The following is a 5,582-nucleotide window of genomic DNA, read 5'->3' as shown; positions in this document are numbered from 1 at the left end:
GAGCAGTGATGCTCCGGCTTTTTCTTTTGTTCAGGTCGTTTCACTTTGGCGTATTTTAAGCTATGCGGTGAGAACAGATGAGCAAGATACAGACAGGAAAGCGGTAAAGATGCGTTTGGGCGGACGGTTGCAGGCAGCGATAGAAGTGCTGGAAGATATTGAACGCCAGAGCCGTGCTGCTTCCGATGCGCTGAAAGACTGGGGCGCAGCGCACCGTTTTGCTGGTGCCGGCGACCGTGCCGTGATCGGTAATCTTGTCTATGATGTTTTGCGCCGTAAACTTTCTCTCGGCTGGCGGATGGATGCGCAGGATGCCCGCGCACTGGTTTATGCCTCTGTCCTGAGCGATCAGGATATGGGCGGCGAATGGCTGGAAGCTAATCTGGCCGGTGATAAATTTGCACCGGCACCGCTTGAAGCGGAGCGCTTGCAGGCTTGGGAAGGCTGTGATCTGGCAGATGCTCCGGATTATATCCGTGCGGATATTGCTGAGAGCTGGGTGCCGGAATTTTCAGCCTTGTTTGGTGAGAACTGGGTTGCACAGGCTGCTGAACTTGCCACGCGTCCGCCGGTTGATTTGCGGGTCAATACGCTGAAAACCAATCGCGACAAGGTGCTGACCGTGCTGGAAGGTCTGAAAAATGCCGGTGCAGAAGCTGCACCTTTTCTGCCTGAAGCGGTTCGTATTCCGCCTTTGCGTGCGCTTGGCCGTCATCCGAATGTACAGACCGAGCAGGCTTTTCTCGATGGCTGGTATGAGGTGCAGGATCTGGGGTCGCAGTTCGCAGCCAAGCTGGTTGGCGCACAACCTGGCCAGCAGGTGATGGATTATTGCGCCGGTGCCGGTGGCAAGACGCTGGCTCTGGCCGCAGCCATGCAGAATAAAGGGCAGATCCATGCCTATGATGCCGAGCGCTCGCGCCTTAATCCGATCCATGATCGTCTGAGCCGCGCCGGTGTGCGTAATACACAGGTACATAACCGGCCGGAAAATCTGGAGCCTTATAAAGGGCAGATGGATATTGTGCTGACCGATGCGCCATGCACCGGTTCCGGCACATGGCGTCGCCGTCCGGATGCAAAATGGCGCCTGACCGATGTGCAGCTTGAGCGCCGCGTTGCTGACCAGATGCAAGTGCTGGAAGCAGCCAAACATTATGTGAAGCCGGGTGGTCGTCTGGTCTATGTGACCTGTTCGCTGTTTGCTTCAGAGAATAACCAGCAAGTCGCCCGTTTTCTCTCGGAAAACTCCGATTACAGGGCGCTGCCGATGGCCGAGTTGTGGAGCGGCATCACCGATCAGGCACAGCCGCATTATCCAGATTTCGGTGCCGTGTTCTCGCCGCTTTCCACGGATACAGACGGCTTCTATATTGCTGTTTTGCAAAATCAGCCTGCCTGAGTATCGGGTATTATTCTTATCCGGATCGTAATATTGAAAAAATACGGGCTTTTTCTCCATTAAAGCTGGTATTTTTTTCTGTTTGCGCTATTAGCTGGGCTTGAATAGCAGTATCCGATATAAATATATGTCTATAAGGATATATCCTGTTTTCGGTCGTATATGGACATGCTTTGTACGAACCGGTGGTTGGAATAGGTTCTGAAGACTGTTATGGAGATGCCATAAAACTGACATTCAGTGTATAAGACTGAGGGATATTATGGCAGTACCGAGAATAGCAGAACCGGATTTCAAAGAACGGGTTGAGAAGAGTTTTGCACGTCAGGCGGCGATGAAGCTGATTGGCGCACAACTCACGCGCTGTGAACCGGGTGTGGTTGAAGTGGAGCTGCCGTTTCGTGCCGATCTGACCCAGCAGCATGGGTTTTTGCATGCGGGAATTGTGTCTACGGCTCTCGATGCGGTCTGTGCCTATTCGGCGCTGACAATGATGCCGGCGGATGCCGCAGTGCTGACCATCGAATTCAAGGTCAATCTGCTGGCGCCCGGTAAAGGCGACCATTTTCTGTTCCGCGGGAATGTAACCAAGCAGGGACGTACGATTATGGTCAGCGACGGTCAGGCATTTGCCGTCGGTGAGACTGAAGTAAAATTGGTAGCCACCATGACAGCGACGCTGATGGTGGTGAAAGATCGTGAAGATTTGCAGGACTAGGTTATCCTCTGAACACCTGTCCTGAGTGTGCTGTTTACGGAAGCGCTTCTGTAAACAGCTTTTTGATTTGAACCTCGTGCGGATTTATCCCAAAGCTCCGCGCAAGTCCGAATAAAAGGGTGTGCCGCAATCATCTGTATTGACGGCCTCAGGTGTTAGAATGACCAAGATTATGTCCGCGCCGGTACAGGGTGCTTCAGAAGATGCGATGTCGATGCTGCAATATGTGCATGATTTCGGCGGCAAAAAAGTTCTGTTTGTTATGGCGTCCCCTTCAGAATACGGCCCGCATTTGCAGGCTATGTTCAAGCCGCTGATTACCGGTATCGGCCCTGTTGAAGCGGCTGTCGTGGTGTCTGCGGTTCTGGCCGATCTTTCCATGCGTGGCGCATTGCCTGATCTGGTGGTGTCGCTTGGGTCTGCCGGTTCGGCAAAGCTGGTACAGACCGAGATTTATCAGGCGGTCAATGTCGGCTACCGCGATATGGATGCCTCGGCTCTCGGCTATGCCAAAGGCCAGACACCATCGGCTGATTTCCCAATCATTATTCCGTTGCCATATCATATTCCGGGTATTGCCAGCGCGTCCTTGTCTACAGGTGCAAATATCGTCACCGGTTCTGCCTATAATGATATTGATGCGGATATGGTGGATATGGAGAGCTTTGCGATCCTGCGCACCTGCCAGCGTTTTGCTGTGCCGCTTATCGGTTTGCGCGGTATTTCCGATGGTGATGAAGCGGTGAAGCAGGTGTCTGACTGGACACGTTATCTGCACATCATTGATGAAAAACTGGCACAGGCCGTGCGCTTGCTGGAAGCGGCAATGTTGCAGAGCACATTGGTTAAAACAACCGGCCATCCTGATCCGGGTCTTTACAAGGCTGATCTTGAGCGTACAGTGCCGCTGACGGTAAAATCCGGCGACTGATCTTATCTCCACTGTTTGTACCCTAATATATTGTCGCGGGTTTCGATTCCAGCTTGCAACAATCAACATAATTCTCTAGATGCTGCCCATGAGCACCCATCCCGATACTATCCTTATCATTGACTTTGGCAGTCAGGTCACGCAGCTGATAGCGCGGCGTGTGCGCGAGGCCGGAGTCTATTCCGAAATCGTGCCGTTCCAGCTGGCAGATGAAGCGTTCAAGCGCATCAATCCGAAAGCTGTGATCTTGTCCGGCAGTCCGCATTCGACCACCGATATCGGTAGTCCGCGCGCACCACAGGCAGTGTTTGAAGCCGGTATTCCGGTTATGGGCATTTGCTACGGTCAGCAGACCATGTGCGAACAGCTGGGCGGCAAGGTCGAGAGCGGCCATGACCGTGAATTCGGTCGTGCATTCCTCGAAGTCAACGAGGACAGCGCGCTGTTTTCCGGCATCTGGGCCAAAGGCACCCGCCATCAGGTTTGGATGAGCCACGGTGATCGTGTAACAGCGCTGCCGGAAGGCTTCAAAGTTGTCGGCACATCGCCGAATGCACCATTTGCAGCCATTGCCGATGAAAAACGCAAATATTTTGCGGTGCAGTTCCATCCGGAAGTGGTGCACACACCGGACGGCGCGAAACTCCTGCAGAATTTCGTCCATAATATTGCTGGCATCAAGCCGGACTGGACAATGTCCGCCTATCGCGAACAGGCTGTTGAAGCTATCCGCAAACAGGTTGGCAAAGGCAAGGTTATCTGCGCGCTTTCAGGCGGCGTGGACTCTTCCGTTGCAGCGCTGCTCATCCATGAAGCGGTTGGCGATCAGCTGACCTGTATTCTGGTTGATCACGGCCTGATGCGTAAGGATGAAGCGGCACAGGTTGTTGCAATGTTCAAAGAACATTACAACATGCCGCTGGTTCTGGTGAATGCACAGGATCGTTTCATCTCCGCTCTGGAAGGTGAAACTGATCCGGAAGTGAAGCGCAAGACCATTGGCCGTCTGTTCATCGAAGTTTTCGAAGAAGAAGCGGCTAAACTCGGTGGTGCAGACTTCCTTGCACAGGGTACCCTCTATCCTGACGTGATCGAAAGCGTGTCTTTCACCGGAGGTCCTTCGGTGACGATCAAGTCGCATCACAATGTCGGTGGTCTGCCTGAGCGCATGAATATGCTGCTCGTGGAACCGCTGCGTGAACTCTTCAAGGATGAAGTGCGCGTTCTCGGTAAGGAACTCGGTCTGCCGGACAGTTTCATCGGTCGCCATCCGTTCCCGGGGCCTGGTCTGGCAATTCGTTGCCCGGGCGGTATCACCCGTGAGAAGCTGGAAATCCTTCGTGAAGCTGATGCAGTCTATCTGGACGAAATCCGCAAAGCCGGTCTTTATGACAAGATCTGGCAGGCTTTCGCGGTGTTGCTGCCGGTTCAGACCGTTGGTGTTATGGGCGACGGCCGCACATACGAATTCGTTTGTGCTCTGCGTGCGGTAACATCGGTTGACGGTATGACAGCTGATTTCTACCACTATGATATGGACTTCCTTGCCAAGGCAGCGACCCGTATTATCAATGAAGTACGCGGTATTAACCGCGTGGTCTATGATATTACCTCGAAGCCTCCGGGCACCATTGAGTGGGAATAAGTTGAAGAACAATGCGCCAATCGGCGCATTGTTTTTTTCTGGAGCATTTCACAGTCAAGTTGATCCAATTTGACGTAGGGATAATGCGACAAACTAAAGAATCCAGAGCGAGCATTGCGATCCAACATGAACGTAAACCGCTTTGGGTATGATCAGCGCATAACCTGAGCGGGCAAACGAATGAACAGCAGCGAAAAGATTTACTCCGGCAAGACCAAAGACCTCTACGCCTTGGAGAACGGCAACATTCTTCTGGTGTTCAAGGATGATGTAACCGGCTCGGATGGTGTGATTGATCCGGGTGCAAATACCGTTATTGGTCAGGTTGAAGGCAAGGGGCGCAAATCTCTTGGCATGACGGATTATTTCTTCAAGCGTCTGCATGCTGCTGGCGTGCCTACACACTCGGTCAATCTTGATCTTGAAAAGGGCACGATGGAAGTTCGCCGTGCTGAGCCTTTGGGCAAGGATATTAACGGCACCGGCGGCTTTGAATTTGTTTGCCGCACCCGTCCTTGGGGCAGTTTCATTCGCCGTTATCAGCAATATATTCGTAATACCGAACAGAAATTTGACTATCTCGTTGAAATTACTGTGAAAGACGATGAACGCGGCGATCCGCTTATCAATGATGACACCATCGTTGCGCTCGGCCTTTTAAGCCCTGACCATCTTGCAAAGGCTAAGGACATTACCCGTAATGTGTGCCGTATTGTAGAAGCTGATCTGCGTGGTTTGGGTCTGACGCTGATCGATATGAAGATTGAAATCGGCCTGATCGACGGTGAAGTCGTGGTTATCGATGAGATTTCCGCTGATGCCATGCGTGTTATGGATGAAACAGGCAAAGTGCTTGAACACGGCAAAGTGTATGAAAAGCTGATCG

The 5,582-nt window shown here is 52.4% G+C and carries 5 protein-coding genes; all 5 read left to right on the top strand.

Going from position 1 to position 5,582, the window contains the following annotated elements; genetic code table 11:
- Nucleotides 1-109 precede the first annotated feature (109 nt).
- Nucleotides 110-1,402, top strand: coding sequence for an RsmB/NOP family class I SAM-dependent RNA methyltransferase (locus A918_RS0111415; protein WP_028233695.1), 1,293 nt, complete (start codon nt 110-112; stop codon nt 1,400-1,402).
- A gap of 262 nt (nt 1,403-1,664) precedes the next feature.
- Nucleotides 1,665-2,120, top strand: coding sequence for a PaaI family thioesterase (locus A918_RS0111410; protein ID WP_022711196.1), 456 nt, complete (start codon nt 1,665-1,667; stop codon nt 2,118-2,120).
- Nucleotides 2,121-2,334: 214 nt separating this feature from the next.
- The gene (locus A918_RS20235) at nt 2,335-3,051 is read left to right on the top strand and encodes a 5'-methylthioadenosine/S-adenosylhomocysteine nucleosidase (protein WP_083646896.1); all 717 of its coding nucleotides are present in this window, start codon (nt 2,335-2,337) and stop codon (nt 3,049-3,051) included.
- A gap of 79 nt (nt 3,052-3,130) precedes the next feature.
- A complete protein-coding gene (gene guaA / locus A918_RS0111400; protein WP_022711194.1) occupies nt 3,131-4,696 on the top strand; it encodes a glutamine-hydrolyzing GMP synthase in 1,566 nt (521 codons plus the stop codon).
- A 180-nt stretch (nt 4,697-4,876) separates the two neighbouring features.
- Nucleotides 4,877-5,582 (top strand): phosphoribosylaminoimidazolesuccinocarboxamide synthase (locus A918_RS0111395; RefSeq protein WP_022711193.1); only part of this gene is annotated, 706 nt, incomplete at its 3' end.

Source organism: Pseudochrobactrum sp. AO18b (genome assembly GCF_000409565.1).
GTDB classification, from domain to species: domain Bacteria; phylum Pseudomonadota; class Alphaproteobacteria; order Rhizobiales; family Rhizobiaceae; genus Pseudochrobactrum; species Pseudochrobactrum saccharolyticum.
This window is presented reverse-complemented; position numbering and strand designations above follow the sequence as displayed.